Below are 23,101 nucleotides of genomic sequence, written 5' to 3' on the forward strand. Positions count from 1 at the left end.
ATTTTTTTTGGTTTACTTACAAAGTACAAAACCCCTTGCTTATTATGCGTCAAGGCTTTGTTAAAGCAGGATGGCGCAAAGCGAAATGCTTACGAATTCAGTTGATAGAGCAGCACGAGAATGATAAACGGAACCAGGTTGTTTAGTGCGTGTGCGGCGACTGACCACAGGATATGCCGGTTTTTAAGTTTGATGTAACCAAAGATGAAACCCGAAGCAATGCGCGGCAGAATATTGAAAAATAAGGGAAGGTTTAGGGTAAAAACAGCCACATAGTTGGTGATGTGCATCAATCCGAAGCTTATCGATGTGACTATCCAAATCCATTTGTAGTGCCTGGTGAGCCAAACCCGTAAATGCCGCAATTTATAGGGATTGAAAAGCTGAACGCCGATATACGTCAGGCAGCCCAGAAAAATGAACAAAAAAAAGACTCGTAACAGCCAGTTTACGTCTTCAGGGATAAACAGGTTGGTAGCGTAAACGATCCACGAGGAGCAGAAGAGTATGACATCCAGATGCGAGGGTTTTAGCAGGCTGCGGTGCATACATTCTTCAACTACGGGTGCGACGATGAGTATCATCACTGCTGCTTTAAAGGGATTGTTGCGCAGCATTTCGGTGATTCCGCTTTGCGAATAGCCGGAAGTTTCTACTTCCTGGAACATAGTGGAAAGCAGTGTTTTGATCAGAGCTATAAGCAGGTACAAACCAAAAAGCCACAGCAGGCTGCGGTATAAAATCTGTTTTTTAGAAGAAGAATGTAGGTTTGCCGGCACAAGCAGGGTTTAGAACAAGGGTATGACCGTTGCACGTTTAACTTCGTTTAATACAAAGGTGCTTTTTATTTGAGAAACATTGGGCAGAGCGGCCAGTTTTCCGGAAGAAAAGGTATGATACGCCTGTAAATCTTTAACCACCACTTTTAGTAAAAAGTCGTTAGCGCCGCCCATCAAATAGCATTCTACCACTTCAGGAATGTCTGCGACGGCTTTATCAAAAGACTCTAGGGCGTCCAGTTTTTGACTTTCCAGAGAAACGGAGCAAAAGACGACCATAACCGTGTCTAGCTTAGACGGGTCGAGTACGCCAACATATTTGCTGATGATACCTTCCTGCTCATAACGCTTGATACGCTCGTAAATAGGCGTTTTAGTCAGATTAAGGTGAGACGCAATGTCTTTTATTGGGGTTTTACTGTCTTCCTGCAGGATGGCAAGCAGTTTTTTATCGGTGTCGTCGAGTTTCATAAAGGGGAATTTTTCCGTTATACCACTTATGGATATGGGAGATTAGTTCTTATTTTCCTGTTTTATTTTTAAAAATAGGAAAAATTATGGATTTTTTAAAGTATTCCAAATCTGAGTCTGGTTATTGGTAGTTTTACCAAACAATTAAAATTAGACTCCTATGAATCCCGAAAGCTTAATGATGACCCACGGTTACAAACCCGAACTTTCTGAAGGTGCGATCAAACCACCGGTATTTCAAACTTCTACTTTTGTCTTTAAAACTGCAGAAGCCGGAAAGGCTTTTTTTGAAGTGGCTTACGGGCTACGTGAAAAGGCAGATCAGGAAGAACTGGGGCTTATTTACAGTCGCATCAATAATCCCAATCTGGAGATTCTTGAAGACCGATTGTCGCTTTGGGATAAGGCAGAGCAGTGTGCGGTTTTTGAAAGCGGAATGTCTGCCATAAGCACGGTGATGCTCGAGTTTTTAAAGCCCGGTGATCTGTTGCTCTACAGCCGACCTACCTATGGCGGAACCGATCATTTTATCAATCATTTTTTAAATGAAATAGGAGTAGAGGCTATTGGTTTCAGACCCGATCAGGATGAGGCGGATATTGCCAAACTGCTTGACGAAAGCGGTAAAGCCCATAAGCTGAGCTTAATTTATATTGAAACCCCCGCTAACCCCACCAATGAGCTGATTGATATCGCGATGTGCAGAAGACTGGCAGACCGCTACAGCAGGAGTGACAAAAAGGTACACCTGGCGACTGACAATACCTATATGGGGCCGTTGTGGTGCAGTCCGCTAGAGCACGGTGCAGATATCGTGATTTATTCGGCTACCAAATATCTGGGCGGACACAGCGACCTGATTGCCGGGGCGGTGCTGGGTTATGCTGCGGTTATGCAAAACATTAAGGTCTTGCGTACATTTTTAGGGAATATGGCGAGCCCGCACACCTGCTGGTTGTTGTTGCGCAGTCTGGAAACTCTAAAAGTACGCATGGAACAACAGGCACACACCGCAGAGCGGGTCGCCGCGTATCTCAAGACGCATCCTAAAATCTTAAAAGTGCATTATCTGGGCTGCCTTGCGGAAGGTTCGGAAGCTTACGCGCTGTATAAAAGACAGTACACTTCTCCCGGAGCTATGATTGCCTTTGAAGTAAAAGGTAAAGAGGCCTAAGCTTTTAAATTTCTCAACAGTCTTAAACTGGTAAAACTGGCGGTGAGTCTGGGCAGCACCGAAAGCCTGGGGCAACATCCCGCCACGATGACGCACGTGGGCCTTGATCCTGAAATGAAAGAATTCATGGGTATCAATGAGCGCCTCGTTAGGCTGTCTGTAGGTCTGGAACACGAGGAAGATCTTATTGCCGATATCGAAAATGCACTGAGTCTGGTTTAGGGTTCTCGGTTTTTTATTTCTTCTTTTTGAAGATGGCTGTTCACACTATGGGATTTGTTGTTCTCTGTTTTCTATTCTCTTTGTTCTTTACTCTTCTCAGGTCTCAAGTATGATATCTAAAATCTCTCGCCTAATTAAGCAAGAGGGATAGCAGCGGAAATCCTTGTGGGGTCTTTAGCCCCACAAGATTGCAGCGTATAGCCCGACAGCAAGCGCCCTTTTTTGGCGATTGCTGACTTGCCCAACTTGAAATTATGACAGCTTGTCAGTGATTTTGTGGTGGCACAAAGATTGACTTTAAGTGTGCGAACAAAATTTAATAACACTTAAAATTATATATAATGAGTAAAATCATAGGAATCGACTTAGGTACTACAAACTCGTGCGTTGCCGTAATGGAGGGTAACGAGCCTGTGGTAATACCTAACGGTGAAGGAAAACGAACTACACCTTCGGTAATTGCATTTGTAGAAGGTGGCGAAATCAAAGTAGGGGATCCTGCAAAAAGACAAGCGGTTACTAACCCAACCAAAACGATCTCTTCGATCAAGCGTTTTATGGGGAACAAGTTTAGCGAGTCTTCTAAAGAAGTAGATAACTCTGCATACAAAGTAGTAAAAGGAGATAACGATACGCCACGTGTAGATGTGGATGGTCGTTTATATACTCCGCAGGAATTGTCTGCAATGATTCTTCAGAAAATGAAAAAAACTGCTGAAGATTATTTAGGTCAGGATGTGACCGGCGCGGTAATTACCGTACCTGCTTACTTTAATGACTCGCAGCGTCAGGCAACTAAAGAAGCCGGAGAGATTGCAGGTCTTAAAGTAGAGCGTATTATCAATGAGCCTACTGCTGCGGCTTTGGCTTACGGTCTTGATAAAAAAGACAGCGATCAGAAAATCGTGGTATTTGACTTTGGTGGTGGTACGCATGACGTGTCTATCCTGGAGTTGGGTGACGGTGTATTTGAAGTATTGGCTACAGATGGTGACACGCACTTGGGTGGTGATGACGTAGATAGCAAAATCATCAACTGGTTAGCTGAGGAGTTTAAAGCAGAAGAAGATATGGACCTGCGTAAAGACCCAATGGCTTTACAACGTCTTAAAGAAGCTGCTGAAAAAGCGAAGATTGAATTATCATCTTCAAGCCAAACTGAAATCAACCTGCCTTACGTAACGGCTACTGCCAGCGGACCAAAACACCTGGTGCGTACTTTAACCCGTTCTAAGTTTGAGCAATTGATTGACGATCTGGTACGCAGAACGATTGAGCCTTGTGAGTCTGCACTTAAAGCTGCCGGACTTTCTAAGAGCGATATCGACGAGATCATCTTAGTAGGTGGTTCTACCCGTATCCCTGCAGTACAGGAAGCTGTTGAGAAGTTCTTTGGTAAAAAACCAAGTAAAGGTGTGAATCCTGATGAGGTAGTTGCTGTAGGTGCTGCGATACAAGGTGGTGTACTTACCGGTGATGTGAAAGATGTATTGTTACTTGATGTAACTCCGCTTTCATTAGGTATTGAGACTATGGGTGGTGTGATGACCAAATTAATTGAGGCCAACACAACTATTCCTACTAAAAAATCTCAGGTATTCTCTACCGCGGCAGACAATCAGCCAAGTGTGGAAATCCACGTATTGCAAGGTGAGCGTCCTATGGCGAACGATAACAAGACTATTGGTCGTTTCCACTTAGACGGTATTCCACCGGCACAGCGCGGTACGCCACAGATCGAGGTAACTTTTGATATTGATGCTAATGGTATCATTAAAGTAAGTGCCGAAGATAAAGCGACCGGTAAGAAACAGGACATCCGTATTGAAGCTTCTTCAGGTCTTACCGAAGAAGAAATCAAAAAGATGAAAGCGGAAGCGGAAGCTAATGCTGAAGCAGATAAGAAAGCCAAAGAGCGTGTAGATAAATTGAATGAGGCCGATCAGATGGTATTCCAGACTGAAAAGCTTCTGAAAGAATCTGGCGATAAGCTTTCTGCCGATAACAAATCGAAAATTGAAGGTGCTCTTGAAGAATTGAAGAAAGCACATGCTACCGGAGAAGTTGAAAAAGTGCAGCCTGCATTAGACAACTTAAACGAAATCTGGAAGTCTGCTTCTGAAGAGATCTATAAAGCACAGGCTGAAGGTGCTCAGGGTGGTGCACAACCGGGACCTGACGCAGGACAAGCCGGAGGCAAAGCTGAAGGCAACGCCAGCAGCGATGTGGAAGATGTAGATTTTGAAGAGGTGAAGTAAGCAGAGAACCGCATTCGCCTCCAGGCGAATGCGTGTGAATCACTTATCCCAAACTTGTTTTGGAATCTTTACCACAGAAGTTTATAAGCTTAAATAAGCGAAGCAAAAAGCACTGCTCAAGTGTAAACAGTAGCTTCTTTAATTAGAAAACCCGATGCGGATAGCATCGGGTTTTTTTTATGGGGAAAATGGAGTGGAAGCCTTTGAGGTGGAGGTTTAACTAATTGAGATCTTATGAGAATTACAGGTTTTTGCAACGATTATCGTTGTTCTGTACAGTTTTCATTCAATTCCCTTTGATGTGTCTAAAAAGTATTCTGTCAGATTTTTATATTCAATTTCTCCCGGAATCCAACTTGCAAATTTCCAATATTTCCAGTTATCATTTTCGTCAATTGGCGGTATTAAAAGAAACCATTGTTCTTCTTGCTTTCCAACAATAATTATGCTTTGGTTTAATTTTTTTCCTATTTCAGCGTTACCAGTTTTTATCCAAATTTGAATTGTTTCTGGATCAAAATCTCTTAAATATTGAATTTCACTTATTTTCTCAAAACTCGGTTCAACTGCATCATTATAAGTCGGATATCCGTTGGCTATTTTTAGAAATTCTTTGTAATAAGCAGGTAATTTAATTACAAGCCTTTATTCCGTTTCCTCAATTTCTTTCCGGGTTGCTGGAAGATTTCCAATCCAATTATTTTTTATTTGCTCGGGAGTAAAATAATTAGTGTCTCTCGTGTTCAATGACTTTTGGAATAAATCAGTCAGTATTTTTTTCATTTCACTTGTTTGATTTGAGGTCTGTTTTTCCAAATTCTTTGAAGCTCCACAAGACAGCAAAAAAAATAGTATTCCGAAAGTTAGTTTGTTATTTGCGGTCATTTTAAAAATTGTGCACAACACTCTTGTATACGCGTCAGTTGCGTGTTTGAAATTAACAATTTTCGGCTAAGCAATATAAATTAGTAATTATAAATGGATTTGGACATAGCTTCCCGAAGCCTGAGGAAGCCGTAATTGCGTGTTTATAGCGTTGTACGCTATTTTATTGAAATGGGTCACTCCATTTTTCTTCGGAGCTAACGCTGTTGTCTGTCAATGTTTTTAAGAAGGCTACCAAAGCCGCTTTTTCAGAATCTGTAAAATTGAGTTGAACAGGATTACCGTTATCATCCCTTAATGCTGCAGACAGGGTAGGATGCGCCTGTATTCCACTGTTGTAGTGCTCCACAACTTCTTCCAGGGTTGCAAATCTGCCATCGTGCATATAGGGTGCTGTAAGCTCAATGTTTCTAAGGCTTGTCGTTTTAAAACGACTCTCAAAAATGGGATTGGTAAAAACAGCGCCGGCACCAAAATCTGTTGTTACCAAATCAAGGCCATTGTTTTGCGGCCCCGGATTTGCACTTACAAATGCCTCTGTGGTATGACAACCAAAACAAGCGCCACCACCATTGGGTATGGTTTGAAAGAATAGGTTTTTGCCCAAATTCTCTTCATCTGTAAAGTTGGTGAAATTTGCTCCGGGCGAATTGGATAAAGCTCTTCCTTCATCGTATTTACTCGAAAAGCTTACGATACTTCGAACAAATTGAGATAAGGCTCTTGAGATTCTATCACTGGTAATTTCGGGATCGCCAAATGCATTTTCAAATAATTCAGGATAAAATTCCTGTTGCTGAACTGCGCTTACGACCTGTTCTAAAGTCATTCCCATTTCAACCGGGTCTTGAAAGGGCTGAAGCACCTGCTCTTCTAAAGTACCTGCCCGTTCATCCCAAAAGAAACGTCCGCGTTGATAAAATCTTGAATTGATCAAAGTCATAGAGTGGCGACCCGTGAGACCGCCATCAAAGCCAGGGCTTAACCGAGCATCATCTGAAAAACCGTTTTCCTGTTTATGGCACGAAGCACAGGCGATAGTCCCGTTAGCACTTAATTTTTTGTCATAGAAAAGCACGCGACCTAAAGTTGCCCCTTCATTGGTTATGGGATTATCGTTTGGGGTATTGTCTAACCCGTTTATGGATGTGGGTAAAGGCTGTCCCGGGACATTGGTTGTAAAATGACCGGGTAAGTTTAGATTGATATAATCGAAGGCTTCTTCGGGAAGATTAATGATTTTAGCCTCAATGGGAACGTAGTTTTCATCATCACTGCAGGAAACCAAACCAACGAGTAGCACGAACAGAAGCGGTTTAAAATTCAGATTAACCATATTTTGACAGGTTGAGGTTTCTCTGTTAGGACTTTAAAATTTTTGAAAGGTTTAATAAGGGCTTATTTGGGATGCAGATCTGGAAAAACTTTTGTGTGAGTTACGTATTCCTAAACATTTTAAAACTAGAAAAGCGCTCTATCCCGAGGCTTCGGGAGGTTTAGATAGATCGATTTTTTAGAAATTATGGACTTGTGCAACGGTTACCGTTGTTAGCCACTGTTATTTTTATCCCAAATTTTAATAAATCCAATTGAGTCAGTTCCAATTTTTTTCTCCCATCTTGTGATTTTTAAATATATGGTGTCTTTTAGTTTTGGTTTTTGCAAATAGACAGTAAATTTGTCTAGAGAATCCATTTCCGTAATTGTTAAAAGGTCAAATGTAACTTTATTGAGAGTGTCATTTTGCGAAAATGAGACTTGGTATGGAAAATCCGTTTTATTTTTGATTAAGTCAGTTTCTTTAGCACAATGTTTTCCATAAATAAATCCCTTTTCTATGAATGCATTGAACTTTAATGAATCATTTTTTGGTGTAAATTCAAATTCCAAATTTTTGACGAATACATCACGTCCTTTGGATTCTGCGAAATCTCCGCGTGTTGCCCTTCTATATTTCCATTTTTCATATCCATACCATCCAAAAAAACTATTAGCAAAACCTAAAATGAGAAATATTCCAATCGCAATTCCTAAAATTGTCAATATAGGTTTGAGTTTTTTCATAATAGTGGCTAACGTGTTTGTATATGGTTTGTTGCGTGGTTTAAGCACCTAATTTAGCAAATACAGGCCGAATAGAAAATCCGCGAGGATTTTCGTAAGTAGGCTAGAACTAGCAATAAATTATATACGGTGTGCCTGTTGCACAAGTTAGTAAAAAGCTAACATACGGTTTACCTGTAATTTACAATTGAGTTGTAATTTCACGGTATGCAAGGAAAACCTGTGCTGAGTTTATCGAAGTAAAAGTATATCAAGAACAGCTCTTCAATAGTTTTCAGCTTAGTGAGCGGGTACCGGCTACTAATTTCTACCGTCGATTGAAAGAAGCCTTAAACTTAGATTTTCTCTATGATCTTACACGCGGCTTTTATGGCAGCAGCGGTCAAAAGAGTATAGATCCTGTGGTGTTTTTCAAACTTTGCCTAGTGGGTTATTTAGAAAACCTGCCTTTGCCGGCAGGCAGGCATCATCAGCGACCGCAAGCTTATCGAGCACTGTAGTATGCGACTTGATATCCTGTATTTTATAGGTTATGATATTGATGAAGAATTACCCTGGCATTCCACCATCAGCCGAACGCGTCAGTTGTTCCCGGAAGAGGTGTTTGAATCGGTTTTTACAAAAGTATTCATTCTTTGTGTAGAAGCAGGTATGGTGAGCGGTCATACCCAGGCTATTGACAGCGCCCCGGTAAAGGCCAACGCTTCGATGGACACTCTGGAACTTAAAGTGCCTGAGGAAGAACTGGAGTCTCACCTGCGCAGGGTTCGTCACATCAGTACGATGGATAAAGAGCAGCCTTTTCGCAAAAGCAAAGAGGATAAATCAAATAAAGACCAGCGCAGCATAACCGCTAATGAGCAGGAGTTAAAAGCTATAACTACCCGCAACAAGCGTTGGAGCAAAGATCAGGACCAGCGACCCGGCGCTGGTAACAAAGGCAGTAAATACACCAGCAATAAAACCCACTATAGTCCTACTGACCCTGACGCTCGTATTAGTGTGAAACCGGGCAAGGCCAGAAAACTCAATTACCTGAGCCAGCTAAGTGTAGATACGGGTCATCATGTGATCACCGACATTAAAGCTTATCACGCAGACGGTAAGGATAACCAGCAATTGCCCGATATTGTAAAGCGTGTAAAGCGCCGCCTGTGGCAGCAGGGTCTGGTCTGGGAGAACTGTGTTGCAGACACGGGCTACAGCTCCGGCGAAAACTATGCATTTTTAGAGCGTCAGAGAATCAAGAGTTTTATACCTGCTCACGGCACATTTAAAGGCGGTCCCGAAGGCTTTGAGTATGTTGAAAATAAAGATCATTACCTATGCCCAAAGGGCAAAATAATCCCGTTTACCAAGGAGTTCAACGATTACAGAACGGATACCCGCAAGAAGGAATACCGCGCCCGCAAACATGTGTGTATGGATTGCCCCATACGCAGCAGCTGTCTGGGTAAAAGTGCTCAGGAGAAAAAGTTTAGCGTCACGTATTATCGGGCAGAATACCAGCGTAACATCGCCCGGGTAGAAAGCCCACAGGGCCGGTATATGAAAGCTAAGCGCCAAAGCACGGTAGAACCTGTTTTTGGTACCTTGACTCAGTTTATGGGGTTAAGAAAGGTAAATACCATAGGATTAAAGCAGGCCAACAAGTGTATGCAGCTTGCCGCCATTGCCTACAACATTAAAAAGTACCTGAAGTTTATTGAAAAACGTACCAAAAGTGGGGCAGGGATGCTCGGCTTGTATTTTAGAGTAAAAACGACCGTAGAACAAGCATTTACATCAACTCTAACGCACATTAACTTCCAATGTTTATCAACGGTCTAAAACTAGAAAACCGCTTAAAAGCAGTTTAAATAGATTGATTTTTTTAGAAATTATGGACTTGTGCAACGGTTACCATTGTTGTGCAACGTTTTTTATTCAAATCGGTAAATTTTATTTTTTTCCAAAATTATTAATTCCGCTTTCTGTCCGATTGAGTTAATATTCTCAATAATTTCGTCCGCAATCTTTTTTGCTTTTTCATATTTCACTTCATTATTAAAAGTGAATTGAATTCCGGGCATTTCCCACGAAAAACTAAACTCATCATCTCCAACAACATAATAAGGCCAGTCGTCTTTCATTACTTTTTTCCATTCAAATGAATTCGGTGTCATTATTATGTCATATTTCTCGTCTGGAATTTTATCAACTCCTGTTATTAAAAACTCGAAATTCTCACCAGTCCAATTTGTTCGGTTAATATTTTCAGTATTTTTTTCCGCTTTTCGTTCAGTTTCCAAAGTAGTTTTTTCCGTAATCTTTTCAGCCGGTTTTTCTTCTGGAATGTTATCCAACTTGTTCAGTTTTTTCTTTAAAAATCGGAATAGTCTCATTTTTGGTCAAATGTTGCACAACGGTCTTGTATATGAAAAGTAGCGGATTTTACGCACTAACTTTTCAGTTTAACAATGACCTTTAATTTATTCATTTTGTTTCGTTTAAGCGACTTAACCGCTATTTTTTATATACGTTGTTGGCAACTGGCTTTTACAATTTCCAATTTAAAACATCGTCTAATGGGTGATTCATTTGGTTATTTGAGAACAATCTCGTTTCATTGATTAACGACTTTTCTAATCTATTAGTAACTTTAGAAATGTAATTGTTTAAGCTTTTAGTTCCCCTTATGATATAGGCAACTTGAAGATAATCTGGAAGATTTTTTTCAGAAATATCTTTCAAAGTTAAAACTGAGAGTTTAATTTTATTCTCTTTGATTCCTTCTTGTAATCCTTTGTCCAAGATTGCAGAATGTCCGTATCCAATTTCAAAGGGAACCCATTGAGATTTATATGTTTTCTCAGAAACAACAACTAACATATGCGTACTTTCTCTAATTCCTTTTTTTATACTTTCCGTAATTAATTCTGAATTACCTTGAGCAGCTGCTTGTTGTAAATCCTTATCTAACTCGTCTAAATAGTAATCAATTTTAGCTTCTTTTAGATACTCTGCTATTTTTCTGCATTCATTTTTATCTTCTCTTTTATGACTAAGAAAAACACAAGGTCTTTCCTTAATCTCTTTTGATTCTAATAACCAATAAAGTTTGTCAAAGGCATCTGCTTTGTTATACCCTTTAACCATTATTTTCTCTTTTGAGCAAGCCAAAGTGTATGTTCTCTGGATATTGCGTTTTCTGAATCCAAAACAAATTCAGCTAATTCATTATCTGAATTCACATTGCCAAATGAAGCTTGAATAAAATTTAATTCCTGTGCTGCTGTTGTGTAGGCTTGTTTTAATTCTTGATGCTGTTTAAGTTGCAGCCAGCTTAAAGCTGAAGCAGATATTGTTGTGAAAAAACCAACCAAATTCCAATTGGAATCTGGAAATTTTATTAAAAATGCTATACTTAGAATTGCAATAAGTTGTGATATAATTATTACTAAAAACCAATTACTGTATTTTTTCTTATTAAACTCTGCTTTATTCGCGTACCAATCTTTCTGGTCATTTATTCTATTCTGAATATAGAAGTCCTTCCTTTCTAATGTATTTAAGTTACGAACTTCCCACATCTTTTCTGTTATTACTGGAAGTACAATCGTTTTAGCATTTAAAGATTCATTTAAATCTTTGAATTCATTGCTAAATTCCTTTAGTCTTGATATAAATTTATCTTTCACAACTTCTTTTTCAAGGTCTACTTCGAAACTTTCTGCACAGGTTATAAATCTCCAAGTTAAAGTTTTGCAAGATTCTGCTAATGCTCTACCTTGATACCAAGTGTCTTCAAATTTCTTTGCTCGAATTATTAAAGTCAATGTAAAACTGACCAAAAGGAAAATCCCAGAAATCACATAAATCCATAGTTTAGGTTCTGTATCTTGATAATTATATATTGCTAGTGCCGATGCAATAATCATTGAAATTAAATCATAGGCTATTATTCCCTTATAACTTTTTTGAGCTTTTAATGAAGCAGCGTCTGAAGCTTGATATAATCCAGGAAAGTCTTTTTCTTCCATTATTTAGTCATTTAAGCCAAGGGTCGAATAAACTGAATCGTTATAATATCTTCCACCTATTGAGCTGTTTGTAGTTCTTTTTCTATACTCAGAAGGAAAGTTATCCAATGCATATTTTATTATTCTCATTTTAAATGGAATATGAACAACATATGTATCTCTGATAATTGGCGGACAAGTATTGCTATTTTGTTTTCTATCTCCATTGAGATTTACAGCAATTATTGGAATATTCAAATTTTGAGCAATTTCTAATTCCCATCTGACATATTTATATAAATTTTTTGTTGACTCACCAACTAGGACAATTACCTGACTTGCATTTTGAAACCTTTTTCGCAGTTTACCCTTGATGTAATCTTCATTACTAGCATTATTTGTAAGAGTGTATTCATCGTGAGCATTTTCGAAATCAAAATCGATATGCTCCAATGCTTTCCAGCCTTTCATTCGTGCATAAGCCCATTTGTCATTATCTCCGTCAAAAATTATGTATGTTTTGTTTTTATGTCCCATTTCTTGTTTTTTTAGCTTGTTGCCAACGGTCTCGTATAAACGCAGTTACGGATTAATATCGTTAATTTTCGGTTTAGCACTGGCGTTAGGAATTCCGAGTGGATTCGGACGTATTCGAATCCGCCGTAATTGCGGTTATACAGTGTTCTACACCGTTTTTATTCCGATGTAAATTTCCAATTCAGTTTTTTTTCTAGGACTTTTTGTTCCTTTTCTGTTAATCTCATAATTGCAATAGCTTGTCCATATCCGTATCCGTCATCAGACAAACAGTCCGCAATTCGAATGTTTTTACGTTCTAACTCTTCTTGGCAAATTTTAAAGACACTTTCGTGAAGCCAGTCATCTTGGTATTCTGGCTTAAATTTAATAAACGAGCTGTCAGATTTGAAAGAAACTTCGATTGGTCCAGTTTCGGACTTCCATTTTTCTTCTATTTCGGTTGGTTCAAATTGGTTATTAGACAGAATTCCAAATGCTTTTATTACTTCTACATAAATATTATTATCCATTGCAACGTCTGCCTCCAAATCGATAAATAGAAGTTTGGTTCTATCATATCCTGCAAGTTGGATTGCATCTAAATCCATTCTTGGGTCGTAAGGTTTTTCAAAAATTTCTGAATACCTTTTTTTTCGTAAAGAATGAATGGTATCAAAAACCTCCAAGTCAGTCATTTTTTTATAGTTTTCAAAAAAACCTGCACTTCGTAAAATTTCGATGTTGTCAACAACTTCTTCCTTTGAAATTTTCATTTCATTTCTAGACTGCGAATTGCAAGATGATACAATTATAATTGCTAAAATCAGAAGTGTTTTTTTCAATCGATATGTTTTTTTAAATGGTGTAGAACGTACGTATAACACAACTGGTTGTGTTATACCTGTTTTATAATTCATTTACAAACGTTTGTAAGCGTATACTATACGATTACGTTCTCGTAAATATACCCTTTCGATTTATAGGTTTTATACGGAATTCCAGATTTTCAAAATATTTTGCCGCAAACCGCAAACCGCAAACCGCAAACCGCAAACCGCAAACCGTTACCCTACATCGCTCCGGCAAAGAAAATGGCGTTCATAAACAACTTGCTGGTTCCGTACCAGAACGCTCTAAAGTTGGTGTTGTCTGTAAACACAAGCACATCACCTCTGCCCAGGCTTTGATATACAAAGGGGCGAGTACTTTTTAAGGCTTCAAGGTTGATATCGCTAATGTAACCGCTGGCCAAGGGTTCTTCGGTATATAAAACGGGATTTTTATAACTGGTTTCATCGGCTTCGATAAATAGGGTAGTATCTCTAAAAAGATTTATTTCATCCCGGTCATAACCAAACGCGATAGGATGGGAGCGGTCCAGTTTGGCTTTAAAAATGGCACCACCTATAACCTGTGCGCCGTTAAAATCACTGCGTTGCTCAAAACGTATTCCTGTTGCCGGGTTTTCGGTTTCTACTTCTGTAAAATCGACTAGTCCCTGGCGTTTCATCCATTTTGCGGCATTTTTAAAACCGATAAGCGTACCTCCTTCACGAACCCAGTTTTTCAGTTTTTCGGCATCCTCGTCTGTAAGAGCGCTACCCCAGCTTGAGGGCATAATGATTGTTGTATACCGGTTAAGATCTGATCGGCTGAAATTGCGGGTATCTAACTTGGTGATCGAAATGTCAAAACGCGTATCGAGCAAATGCCAGATCTCGCCGGCATCGTACGAACTGATGCCTTCACCCACTAAAAGTGCGATGTGCTGCTTTTCTAAGGATTCAAACTGCCGGCTTCCCAAATCAATACCTTGTGTAGATCCGGTTGAGACGGCATCCATTTTTACGTGTGCGTTTTTGGCCACTCCATCTAAGAAACTTTGCAATGCTTCGGCATTCAGCTTTTGATTTTGCACGGGGATCATTAAAGTCCCGTAATCATAGGTTTTTCCATTAAGCGTAAAGGGCTGCATGGCCATTTTAACCCGAATATCTTTATTGAGTATGGCGTTTAAAGCTTTGGGGGCGTAATAATCTCCCCATGGGATTAAATAGGCATAATTGCTTTGCCGCAGGGTGAGCGGTTGAGGCAATGTGATGCTATCCAGTTTTTCGCCGAGAAGACCGGCAGGAGCAGTGTCACTAAAATCGAGGTTAAATGCCAGTGGAAAACTCCACGCCGAAATGTCGTAAAATAAACTGTCCTGAAACGTGGTACGGGTTTCAAACATGGCTTTTAGCAAGCGGCTGTGCTTTTGCGTTTTGGGTACTACATAGCTACTGTTTGTACCAAATTTTTTTCCGTCAGCTTCATATTCCCGTGCCGGTTTATATACTTCGATATGGTGTCTTTTGAGCAATTTGGCTAAATGCGCGGCACGTGCAGGATCGTTTGTACTGCCAAAGATATAGGCATCCTTACCGCGCTCAGCTCTTGAATTGGTGTAAAAATCACGCTGGTAATTGAGCAGTTTGTTTCGCATAGCCTTTGCTGCCTCAAGTGTAGATAAAAAGGCGGTAAACTGATTGCGAATGGTAAACGGAAAGCTGAGCAGTCCGTTTTCAGTTTCCTGAAGGTGCCCCCGCGAACTGGCCTGTTCAAAGAGAATACCAATGCTTCCGTTAATGTCGGGGAAAGTAGATCCTTTTCCGTAGTAAAAATCATCGTAATCTTCTTCGGTATAATACAGCGAACCAATTTTGTCAAAAGCTTTTGCGTGATAGGTTCCTATTTCGGCGGTTAACTCCTGATTAAGGGCAGGAGTGAGGGGGTGCGTACGACTTGGGATTCCGGGTTGGAAGAAAAAAGACGAACTGCTGCCCATCTCGTGATGATCGGTCAAAATGTTGGGATGCCACTGGTGAAAGGTTTCTATACGCGCCTGCGATTCGGGTAATTCTGCCGGTAACCAGTCGCGGTTCAGGTCAAACCAATAGTGATTGGTGCGGCCGCCGGGCCAGATCTCGTCATACTCGCGGTCCTGAGGATCGGCAGTTATGGTTTGGTTTTTATTGGTATTGGCCCAGAAGGAGAAGCGCTGTAAACCATCGGGATTAAACGACGGGTCAAAAAGAATAACCACATCATTAAGCAGGGATTCAATTTCGGGACCTTCGGCTGCTGCAAGGTAATAGGCTGCCAGCAGACCGGCATTAGAACCACTGGCTTCATTACCGTGAATACTCATGCCCTGATATACCACAACCGGCATAGTTGAAGTGTCTAAATTGGCGCCGCCTTCTTCCGTTAATGCTGCGTGCCGCTCGCGTATTTCCTCTAAATTTTGCTGATTTTGGGGCGAAGTGATGGTAAGCAACAAGATAGGGCGACCTTCAAAAGTACTGCCACGACGCTCAATACGTATACGCGGTGAGGCTTCAGCCAGTCGCTGCATGTAGCCGATGAGCTGGTCATGGCTTACGTGCCATTCCCCGGGCATATAACCCAAAAGGTCCTGCGGTTTTGGTATTTCGGGATTGTAGGTAACCTGATCGGGCAGGTAATAATCGAGCGAAAGTTTTGATGTGGTGTTTTGTGCAGAAAGGGTAAATCCAATACAGAGAAAAATAACGAAAAGGTGTTTCATAATAGGGAACTTGCAGCTTGTATGCTTTTGATTAAATGCTTCGGTTTTAAAGATATTGATTTATGTGCAGATACCCTACCCACAGCATTACCCGCGGATGTTCTTTTATTAAAACTGAATTTTGGGCATAAAAAAAGCCGCAGTAGTTGCGGCTTTAATAACTGGACCTAATTTTTAAATATCTTCAAAGCTTACATCGGTGAAAGCTTTGGCAGGTTTTTCAGCAACCAGCTCAGCATCGTCATCTTTGGTATAATCACTCTGGTGACGCTCGCTAATGACCTCTTCTCCTTTTTCATCAAGAATATAACCGGTCATTTCGTTCAGGATTTCAGAAAACCCTTCAAAATCTTCTTTATACAGGTAGATTTTGTGTTTTTTGTAATGAAAGGATCCATCATCATTGGTAAACTTCTTGCTTTCGGTTATAGTTAGGTAATAATCTCCTGCACGGGTAGAACGTACGTCAAAAAAATAGGTGCGGCGCCCTGCTCTTAACACTTTAGAGAATATCTCGTCATTCCCCCTCATTTCAGTATTGCTCATATTCTTGGTTTAATTAATATGCATTACGCTGTCAAAAATGGAAAAAAATTAAATGGTGTACAAAAAATTATTCCATTTCTTTTTCCTCCAGCTGCTTGCGATACAGCTCCTGATAGTAACCTTCCTGATTCACCAGCTCCTCGTGTGTACCACGCTGAATGATCTCTCCATCTTCAAGGATAATTATCCTGTCTGCATTTTTAGCCGAAGAAATACGGTGGCTTACCAGTACGGTGGTTTTAGTCGCCGCTATGCGTTTAATATTCTCCAGAATTTCTTCTTCGGTCTCCGTATCTACGGCTGAAAGACTATCGTCAAAGAGCAGGATCTGCGGATCTTTAATAATCGCCCTTGCGATAGATACCCGTTGTTTTTGGCCACCGCTTAACGTGATGCCGCGTTCACCCAGGACCGTATCATAGCCCTTAGAAAAGTCAATGATATTGTCGTGTACCGAAGCGTTTTTGGCAGCCTGAGTCACCTCTGCATCGGTAGCGTCTTTCTTACCAAATTTGATGTTTTCCTTGATGCTGTCGCTAAAAAGAAAGGCTTCCTGAGGTACATAACCAATGCTGCTTCTCAGGTCTTTCAGGTTAAGATCGGCTATGGGGGTTTCATCAATGAGTATAGTGCCGCTTGTAGTGTCGTATAAACGGCCTATAAGTTCTAAAATGGTAGATTTTCCGGAACCGGTTTTACCTATAATCGCAAGGGTTTCTCCTTTGTTAACCTCAAATGATATGTCTTTAAGAGCTGTAATGTTTGTGTCTTCGTAGGTAAAACTCACGTTCTTAAATGTAATCTTTCCGGTTACGGGAGTGTGAGCCTGGGTATGGTTCTTAATATCGGGTACCTCATTTAAAAACTCGTTGATCCGTTTTTGGGAAGCTTCGGCCTGCTGTACCAGAGAGGTAATCCAACCTACAGAAGCAACCGGCCAGGTGAGCATATTTACGTAGATCAAAAATTCGACAATCACGCCCAGATCGGGAATGCTGCCGTCAATGTATTTTTTTCCGCCTATATAAATCACGAGCAGGTTACTCACGCCTATCAAAGCAATCATAAGCGGAAAGAAAAAGGCCTGCACCTTTGCTAAATCGAGGTTTTTATCCCTGCTGGTAATGCTGAGTTTTTCAAATCCCTCAGCGGTTTGTTTTTCAATCCCGTATGCCTTTATAACGCCAATCCCGCTAAACGATTCCTGAGTAAAGGTGCTCAGATGCGAGAGGTACTCCTGCACGATCGTGCTGCGTTTGTGTATAAGCTTGCTTAATTGATAAATCGCGACCGAGAGTACGGGCAGGGGGATAATGACATAAAGCGTAAGTTCGGGAGCGGTGTAAAACATATAGGGAACAACCGTCGCAAAAAGTATAAAAGTGGTTACCCCATACATAATGGCCGGTCCCAGATACATTCGTACTTTGCTTACGTCTTCGCTAATGCGGTTCATAAGGTCGCCGGTGCGGTTTTTCTTGTAAAAATTGAGCGAAAGGTTTTGATACTGCTCGTAAACCTCGTTTTTAAGATCGGCTTCCATATAACGGGAAACTACAATAAACATCTGCCGCATTAAGAAGGTGAAGAAGGCCGAAAGCAGCGCAGCTCCCAGAAGCAGAAGCAGGGTCATAAGGAGATCATGCCGTAATTCGCTCATCTCCCCGCCATCGCTCATATAATTCTCTACCAGGTTGATCATATCACCACTAAACTTAGGCGTAAGAATGGCAAATATGCGCGCAACCAGTACGATGAAGAACCCCAAAATGAGCTTCCATTTGTACTTTTTAAAATATTTATTGAGATGCTGTAATTCCTTCATCTGTTTAAAATTTTGTTATCCGCAGATAATCAATGCCTTAATTTTATGGTTAAGCATTTTTAGTTTTCTAATACCCATTATGGGTTGTCATAACGAGTTGTAATTGGTGGTCCTGACAGAAAATTGAAGGCTCAAGACGGCCGACAAAGATACGCGATTCAGCTTAGAAAAGCCCCGCAGGTATTTTTAAGATAAAAAAGCAGTTTTTGGGCTCAGAACTTTTAGAGATCATGTATTTTTGCAGCGTTTTTGAGCGTTCGGCTCCGGGTCTAATTTTCGTAAAGGATAATCAGGATCATCAAGGCCGCTCGCCAAACCAAGCTCTAAAATACCTTCGGGTATTAACACTTTAAGTTCATTAACGCTATGCTCAACAGGAGGCACATTCGCATTAAGGTAATGCAGGCGCTTTATGCTTTAAGTCAGGCCGAACAGCCCGATTTACAAAAAGAAGAAAAGTTTCTCAATGCCAGTACTGCCCAGATGTATGACCTGTATCTGGTTCTCGTAGATTTACTAACCGAAATTCACGCTCACGCAAAGGATATGCTCGAGCGTTCCCAGCAAAAAATTCTCGCAACAGAAGAAGACCGCAATCCCAATTTACGTTTTGTAAATAATGAGGTTCTTGTGCGTCTCGCTGAAAATGAGACTTTGGCCAAAAGTCTCAAAAAAGCCAAGCTGAAAAACTGGCGTTTGGATAACGAGTATGTCGTGCTCATTTATGATGAAGTCGTTAAGAGTGATCTGTATGAGCAGTATATGATGCAGGCCGAAACCGGTTTCAAAGAAGACCGCCAGTTTGTGATCGATATGTTTACCGAATTTGTTGCGCCAAACGATAAGCTTTACGATTACCTGGAGGATTACCGCATTACCTGGCTCGATGATTTACCGGTTGTAAATACCACACTGGTAAAGCGTTTGGGTAAATTGAAACCCAACTCACCGGAAAGCACCATCCTTCCCAAATTGTATAAAGACGATGAAGATCAGGAGTTTGCCCGTGATTTATTGAGGAGAACCGCTCATAACGATGCCGAATTTGAATCTGAAATTTTAGGGAATACACCAAACTGGGATCAGGATCGTATTGCGGTTTTAGATAAAATACTTATCAAGATGGCTCTTTGTGAATTCTTGCGTTTTCCGTCAATACCGGTTAAAGTAACCATAAATGAATACCTCGAGCTTTCTAAAGAATATTCAACCCCCAAGAGCAGCATTTTTGTAAACGGGGTTTTAGACCGTTTGGTCAAAAAATATAAAAAGGAAGGCCGTTTAAATAAGGCCGGTCGTGGTCTTATGGAATAGCTTTTGCAGAGATTTGAGTGGGGATTATAGAATCTCCGCTAAAACAGCTGCTTCGGGTCAGGCCCGGGGCGTTGTTTGAAATTTAGTTTTAAGCAAAGCTTGAAGGTGTTATACCTTTGGCGTTGCCAATAAAATTGTATTTTTGAACTTTTAAAAATTTGATGAATATGAAAAAAGTATTTTTTATTGCAGGTATAGTTGCTGCAATGGCATTTACAGGCTGTAAAGACAATGCGTCTGATAAAGTTAAAGGTGAAAACGTAGAAATGGCTGCAACTCGCGATGAGAATGCAACGGTTTTTCCGGTTTTAGAATTTGAAGAAACGGCTTATGATTTTGGTAATATCGCCAGAGGTACCGAAGTGGAGCACGTATTCAAATTTAAAAACACCGGGAAAGCTCCTTTGGTAATCGTAGATGCTACGAGCACCTGTGGTTGTACAGTACCTAGTTTTCCTGAAGAACCCGTTCAGCCAGGTGAGACCGGAGAACTTTTGGTAAAATATAACGGTAGTGGCCTTAATGCAGTTACTAAGGTTGTAACTGTTAAATCGAATACTGAAAAAGGTACTGAAACTGTAAAAATAACCGCTTTTGTGCAACCTACTGAAGGACCTGCAGCACAAGGATAATCCCCTACAATGGAACAAATAACCAGTTTTTTACCTATTCTTTTGATGATCGCTGTGGTGTATCTGTTTATGATTCGCCCACAAATGAAGCGTCAAAAGGAAGAAAAGAAGTTTTCTGAAGCCTTAAAACGTGGAGATCGTGTGATTACTAAAAGCGGTCTGCACGGTAAAATTTTGGAGCTTAATGATGATAGCGTTTTGCTTGATGCAGGCGCCGGGAAGATGCGTTTTGAGCGTTCTGCCCTGTCATTAGAGCTTTCTAAAAAGCTCAATGAGCCTGAAAAGACAGAAAAGGAGAAGAAATAAGAATTTTCAATAAACTAAAAAACCCGATGTCCTAAAACATCGGGTTTTTTTATTACGATCAGCGACCAGTATTAACTTACTATAAACAGGCTTGCTATTGTTGAAGCAGTTTCTCCATTCATAGGCTCGTCATAAGCCTGGGTGGAAGCATCTAAAGAGAAAGGATTACCAGATCCCAGCGTGGTTACGTCAATTCCTCCTTGGGTTGTATTCTGTTCTCCTTCATATACTAAAGCCACTCCTTCATTTGCCGCCTGAACACCTAAATCGGGTATTCCTGTAATGTTACGGGTAATCCATCCTTCTAGGCCTCTAAGTCTTCTGATTTCAGAAGCATGGCGCGCTTCAACCGAGTGTATTTGTAGAGCTGCGGTAAGCAGGTTACCCTGACCAATAAGATTTGCGGCCTGACCTTTATACGCACGAACGCCCGTATCTTCAAAAGCCTGAGCCAAAATAAGGAGTTGAGTATAGGCGGTATCAACAGATGTTGACGTATCTTCCATAAAAGGATCAAAATTTCCACCCGCTGTAAAATCGAAGGTAGGTTTATCTATCGCGGCACTGCCTAAGGCCTGTTTTAAAAAGGCTACGTGGGCATCTTCGTGTTGTGAGATTTGCTCGTAAATCGCACGTGCTTTGGCATTACTGCTCAGCACACCGCTTTCAAGCGCTTTCATATAAAACTCGGCTTCCAGATATTCTAAAGTAAGTGCCAGATTAAATATTGCGGGGACATCGCCTACCTCCTGAGCCTGCGCTTTATTACCGGCGGTAGCCAGACCAAACGGAACGGCGAGCATTGCTGCTTTTTTACTAATAGTTCCCAGTTGGCCAAACATCTCGCGTCTGGATGACATAGGAGCCTGTAGTTTTTCAGTTGTGAATTCGTCTAAAAATTTTATGATATTCATGATGATTTTCTTTAAAGGTTAGTACTTACGAGCCCATTGGGTCTGAGTATGTAAACGGAGTTTTGATAAACGGTCCTGCATTTTCAAATACTTTGGCAGGTGTGTATGCCACATCCAGACCGGTATCTTCAGTAACAATATCATCTCCGGCAAACGCCTTAAAGTCTGAATCTCCATTAATAAGCGAGCGAATAGCTGCTGCGTGCCGGGCTTCAACAGAAACAATTTTGCCGGCAAGAGTAAGGTATGCGGGTGTTTTTATATAAATACCGGCCCCGTTGTAGGCACCTACACCAGTATCTTCTAATGCCTGTGCAGTTTGAAGAACTGAAGTTCGGCTACTGAAGTCTACACTGCTGAAATCAAATTCAAGATTAGCAGGTAAGCGCTGAGACGAGTTGGTCACAATTGCATCAATTGCTGCCTTAAACCAGTCTCTGTGATTAACTTCGTGATTGTATAAATCTTCAAGGATAGCTTTTTCTTCGGCATTTGCACCGGCCCAGTAAGACCCATCCAGTACATTGGTATAAAAGGCAGCTTCCAATTGTTCCAGGGCGAAAGCGTAGTTGAGTACGCCGGTATCTCCTGATCCCAGGTCAAAAACGCCGCCCATCTGTTTCATCCCGTCGTCATCATTGTCGCAGGAAGCAAGTAAAAGACCGGTTCCGGCGAGTGCGAGGCCGCTCACTTTTAAAAAGTTTCTGCGGTTTCTAGCCACACTTTGTGCTGTGGCGTCGATTGATTTTTTCTTTCCCATAATGTTTAGTTTTTGGTTATCTGCTAATACATACGGGAGAAAGCGGGTTGCGGATTTTTAAATTAGGATTTTAACAGTATATTGGCTTCGCGGATAATTTTTTTACAATGTTAAACGAGCTTTTTTGAAAATAATTTAAAGAAAAGAGGAAAAGATAGAGGCTTTAAAATCAGGGTTTAGACGCGGTAATTGTTGATTACAAGCCTATTCGCACTCAAAATCAAAATTGATGATTTCAAAACTATAATTCTTTTTGTAGTTGAAATGCCACCATTCGGTACGTATGGTTTCAAAACCAAAACGTATCATACCTTCCTGAAGCAATTTTCGGTTTTCGAGCACTTTTTTAGGTAAATCGGTATTATCAATATGCGCCTCACGGCCGAAGAAATCGTGATCTGTACCCATATCTACCGGAGTGCCGTCTAATTTTTCTAAGCTGATGTCAACTGCTGCACCGCGATTATGTACAGAACCGGTGGTATAGGGATTGGCAACATACTGCGCATTTGGGTACACCGCCCACATCTTTTTTTGCGCACTTACCGGCCGGTAGCAGTCAAAAAGTACAATGCGATAGCCCTTTTCGCAGAAATAGTGATTGGCTTCCTTGAGTGCCGCTGCAACTTCCGGTCTCAAATAACAGGCAGCACAATCGTAAAATGCTTCTTTCAAAAAATTATTGGTGCTTGCATACCTGATATCATAGGTAAAGCCGTCTTTAAGAGTATCTAACTTTACCAGTGGAGCCCTTTCGCTTTGCGCATTAGCGAAAAAAACACCGCATATAAAAATGAGAGTAAGGTATTTCATGTCTGGTATTATTTGAGAACAAAAGTCTT

Annotated in this window: 21 protein-coding genes and 2 pseudogenes; 6 read left to right on the top strand and 17 right to left on the bottom strand. The window is 40.8% G+C overall.

What is annotated here, in order from left to right; translation table 11 throughout:
* Nucleotides 1–89: 89 nt before the first annotated feature.
* Together ACSSS3_RS15390 and ACSSS3_RS15395 are read right to left on the bottom strand one after the other, a co-directional pair.
* On the bottom strand, nucleotides 90–779 hold the full coding sequence (locus tag ACSSS3_RS15390) for a CPBP family intramembrane glutamic endopeptidase (protein ID WP_442845377.1): 690 nt from the start codon (nucleotides 777–779) through the stop codon (nucleotides 90–92).
* Between the two features lie 9 nt (nucleotides 780–788).
* Nucleotides 789–1,250 (bottom strand): Lrp/AsnC family transcriptional regulator, encoded by a 462-nt coding sequence (locus ACSSS3_RS15395; RefSeq protein ID WP_442845378.1) that lies wholly within the window; start codon nucleotides 1,248–1,250, stop codon nucleotides 789–791.
* 181 nt (nucleotides 1,251–1,431) lie between these two features.
* On the opposite strand from ACSSS3_RS15395, the pseudogene ACSSS3_RS15400 reads away from it, so the two are divergent.
* Nucleotides 1,432–2,646 (top strand): annotated as a pseudogene (locus ACSSS3_RS15400) (cystathionine gamma-synthase family protein).
* A 341-nt stretch (nucleotides 2,647–2,987) separates the two neighbouring features.
* Nucleotides 2,988–4,904, top strand: coding sequence for a molecular chaperone DnaK (dnaK, locus tag ACSSS3_RS15405; RefSeq protein WP_228231801.1), 1,917 nt, complete (start codon nucleotides 2,988–2,990; stop codon nucleotides 4,902–4,904).
* 282 nt (nucleotides 4,905–5,186) lie between these two features.
* Here dnaK and ACSSS3_RS15410 read toward each other — a convergent pair whose 3' ends face one another.
* From ACSSS3_RS15410 to ACSSS3_RS15425, 4 genes are all read right to left on the bottom strand, one after another.
* Complete coding sequence (locus ACSSS3_RS15410) at nucleotides 5,187–5,540, bottom strand: SMI1/KNR4 family protein (protein ID WP_442847433.1); 354 nt, start codon at nucleotides 5,538–5,540, stop codon at nucleotides 5,187–5,189.
* 9 nt (nucleotides 5,541–5,549) lie between these two features.
* A complete protein-coding gene (locus ACSSS3_RS15415) occupies nucleotides 5,550–5,789 on the bottom strand; it encodes a hypothetical protein (RefSeq protein WP_442845379.1) in 240 nt (79 codons plus the stop codon).
* Between the two features lie 163 nt (nucleotides 5,790–5,952).
* Entirely contained in the window at nucleotides 5,953–7,092 is a 1,140-nt protein-coding gene (locus ACSSS3_RS15420) for a cytochrome-c peroxidase (RefSeq protein WP_442845380.1), read from the bottom strand.
* Between the two features lie 245 nt (nucleotides 7,093–7,337).
* On the bottom strand, nucleotides 7,338–7,853 hold the full coding sequence (locus tag ACSSS3_RS15425) for a hypothetical protein (RefSeq protein WP_442845381.1): 516 nt from the start codon (nucleotides 7,851–7,853) through the stop codon (nucleotides 7,338–7,340).
* A gap of 233 nt (nucleotides 7,854–8,086) precedes the next feature.
* Here ACSSS3_RS15425 and ACSSS3_RS15430 point away from each other — a divergent pair.
* Nucleotides 8,087–9,683 (top strand): annotated as a pseudogene (locus ACSSS3_RS15430) (IS1182 family transposase).
* Between the two features lie 92 nt (nucleotides 9,684–9,775).
* Here ACSSS3_RS15430 and ACSSS3_RS15435 read toward each other — a convergent pair.
* From ACSSS3_RS15435 to ACSSS3_RS15470, 8 genes are all read right to left on the bottom strand, one after another.
* Nucleotides 9,776–10,198, bottom strand: a complete 423-nt coding sequence (locus ACSSS3_RS15435; protein ID WP_442845382.1) for a hypothetical protein — start codon at nucleotides 10,196–10,198, stop codon at nucleotides 9,776–9,778.
* Between the two features lie 193 nt (nucleotides 10,199–10,391).
* A complete protein-coding gene (locus ACSSS3_RS15440; protein WP_442845383.1) occupies nucleotides 10,392–11,015 on the bottom strand; it encodes a toll/interleukin-1 receptor domain-containing protein in 624 nt (207 codons plus the stop codon).
* Complete coding sequence (locus ACSSS3_RS15445) at nucleotides 10,991–11,875, bottom strand: DUF4231 domain-containing protein (protein ID WP_442845384.1); 885 nt, start codon at nucleotides 11,873–11,875, stop codon at nucleotides 10,991–10,993. Before ACSSS3_RS15445 ends, ACSSS3_RS15440 begins: the two co-directional genes overlap by 25 nt.
* 3 nt (nucleotides 11,876–11,878) lie before the next feature.
* Complete coding sequence (locus tag ACSSS3_RS15450) at nucleotides 11,879–12,391, bottom strand: TIR domain-containing protein (protein ID WP_442845385.1); 513 nt, start codon at nucleotides 12,389–12,391, stop codon at nucleotides 11,879–11,881.
* Between the two features lie 158 nt (nucleotides 12,392–12,549).
* Complete coding sequence (locus tag ACSSS3_RS15455; protein WP_442845386.1) at nucleotides 12,550–13,290, bottom strand: hypothetical protein; 741 nt, start codon at nucleotides 13,288–13,290, stop codon at nucleotides 12,550–12,552.
* A 152-nt stretch (nucleotides 13,291–13,442) separates the two neighbouring features.
* Nucleotides 13,443–15,962: a M14 family metallopeptidase gene (locus ACSSS3_RS15460; protein ID WP_442845387.1), complete on the bottom strand. Its 2,520-nt coding sequence runs from the start codon at nucleotides 15,960–15,962 to the stop codon at nucleotides 13,443–13,445.
* Between the two features lie 174 nt (nucleotides 15,963–16,136).
* Nucleotides 16,137–16,508 (bottom strand): PUR family DNA/RNA-binding protein, encoded by a 372-nt coding sequence (locus ACSSS3_RS15465; protein WP_228231606.1) that lies wholly within the window; start codon nucleotides 16,506–16,508, stop codon nucleotides 16,137–16,139.
* A gap of 67 nt (nucleotides 16,509–16,575) precedes the next feature.
* A complete protein-coding gene (locus ACSSS3_RS15470) occupies nucleotides 16,576–18,333 on the bottom strand; it encodes an ABC transporter ATP-binding protein (RefSeq protein WP_442845388.1) in 1,758 nt (585 codons plus the stop codon).
* Between the two features lie 366 nt (nucleotides 18,334–18,699).
* Here ACSSS3_RS15470 and nusB point away from each other — a divergent pair, with 366 nt between their 5' ends.
* The 3 genes from nusB to yajC all read left to right on the top strand — a co-directional run bounded on the left by nusB (nucleotide 18,700) and on the right by yajC (nucleotide 20,585).
* Entirely contained in the window at nucleotides 18,700–19,647 is a 948-nt protein-coding gene (gene nusB, locus ACSSS3_RS15475; RefSeq protein ID WP_228231608.1) for a transcription antitermination factor NusB, read from the top strand.
* A gap of 167 nt (nucleotides 19,648–19,814) precedes the next feature.
* The gene (locus ACSSS3_RS15480; protein ID WP_442845389.1) at nucleotides 19,815–20,279 is read left to right on the top strand and encodes a DUF1573 domain-containing protein; all 465 of its coding nucleotides are present in this window, start codon (nucleotides 19,815–19,817) and stop codon (nucleotides 20,277–20,279) included.
* A gap of 9 nt (nucleotides 20,280–20,288) precedes the next feature.
* The gene (yajC, locus tag ACSSS3_RS15485; protein ID WP_228231610.1) at nucleotides 20,289–20,585 is read left to right on the top strand and encodes a preprotein translocase subunit YajC; all 297 of its coding nucleotides are present in this window, start codon (nucleotides 20,289–20,291) and stop codon (nucleotides 20,583–20,585) included.
* Between the two features lie 71 nt (nucleotides 20,586–20,656).
* Here yajC and ACSSS3_RS15490 read toward each other — a convergent pair whose 3' ends face one another.
* From ACSSS3_RS15490 to ACSSS3_RS15500, 3 genes are all read right to left on the bottom strand, one after another.
* Entirely contained in the window at nucleotides 20,657–21,499 is an 843-nt protein-coding gene (locus tag ACSSS3_RS15490; RefSeq protein ID WP_442845390.1) for a ferritin-like domain-containing protein, read from the bottom strand.
* Between the two features lie 25 nt (nucleotides 21,500–21,524).
* A complete protein-coding gene (locus ACSSS3_RS15495; RefSeq protein ID WP_442845391.1) occupies nucleotides 21,525–22,259 on the bottom strand; it encodes a ferritin-like domain-containing protein in 735 nt (244 codons plus the stop codon).
* 204 nt (nucleotides 22,260–22,463) lie between these two features.
* On the bottom strand, nucleotides 22,464–23,072 hold the full coding sequence (locus tag ACSSS3_RS15500) for a M15 family metallopeptidase (RefSeq protein WP_442845392.1): 609 nt from the start codon (nucleotides 23,070–23,072) through the stop codon (nucleotides 22,464–22,466).
* Nucleotides 23,073–23,101: the final 29 nt, after the last annotated feature.

This window comes from Leeuwenhoekiella sp. H156, from assembly GCF_052218455.1.
Lineage (GTDB): Bacteria > Bacteroidota > Bacteroidia > Flavobacteriales > Flavobacteriaceae > Leeuwenhoekiella > Leeuwenhoekiella parthenopeia.